At 50.2% G+C, this 1049-nt stretch carries 1 protein-coding gene; it reads left to right on the forward strand.

The annotated features are described in order from the left end of the window. Nucleotides 1-1049, forward strand: a 1049-nt coding sequence (gene tnpC / locus AB4482_RS22600; protein ID WP_372181756.1) for an IS66 family transposase, incomplete at both ends; no start/stop codon positions are given.

Below are 1049 nucleotides of genomic sequence, written 5' to 3' on the forward strand. Positions count from 1 at the left end.
TTGCCGCCAGTGCGAGAAAACAGATGACAGCAGCCGTATCGTTCAGAAGCCATCCCCTCAGAGTCTCATCCCTAAAAGCTTCGCCACAGAAAGCTTGCTGACCAACATCATTCTTGGCAAATACCAATACGCGATGCCACTTTATCGCCAAGAATCGCTGTTTACCCAGTCGGGTATCGAGCTATCACGCACCACCATGGCAAGGTGGGTTATCCAAGTCAGTGAGAAGTTCGCCCCGCTGTATGCGGCCTTGAAGGAGAACCTGCTTCAACAAGTGGTGGTTCAGGCGGATGAAACGCCGCTCAATGTGCTCAAAGAAGAGAAGAAGTGTTATATGTGGCTCTACTGCTCAGGCGCTGACTCACCCGAATCGGCACTGCCGAATGTGAAAAATATTGCCTTGTACAACTATCAAAACAGTCGCGCGAGGGCGTGTCCCGTGGACTTTTTAGGTGACTACAACGGTTATCTACAAACCGATGGCTACGCGGCTTATGGTGGTCTGCATCACGTCACCAATGTAGGGTGCTTAGCGCATGCTCGTCGCAAGTTCATGGATGCGAAGAAGCTTCAAGGGAAAGGTAAATCAGGCAAGGCTGATAAGGCGCTGGCTAAAATCCAAAAACTCTACGGGATAGAATCACGCTTAAAAGGTGCGCCTGCCCAAGAGCGAAAAGCAGAGCGTCAAGCGCTTGCCAAGCCGATACTGGATGAGCTTTACCAATGGATGACGACCCAGAAGGTGATTGGCTCTAGCCCACTAGGCAAAGCGATAAAATATACGCTTGGGCAGTGGTCAAAGCTTATTCGTTATATCGACGATGGTCACTTATCTATTGATAATAATCGCGCTGAACGCGCAATTAAACCACTGGTCATTGGCAGGAAGAACTGGCTGTTCTCTAACACACCAAACGGTGCTGATGCGAGCGCGATGCTTTACAGCATCATCGAGACCGCGAAAGCCAACGGTCTTATCCTCTACGACTACATGGTCAAGTGCATGAAAGAGCTGGCGAAAGCTGAGCCTGATATCGACGCACTCCTGC

Source organism: Vibrio sp. 10N.222.55.C7 (assembly GCF_041473335.1).
GTDB classification, from domain to species: domain Bacteria; phylum Pseudomonadota; class Gammaproteobacteria; order Enterobacterales; family Vibrionaceae; genus Vibrio; species Vibrio crassostreae_C.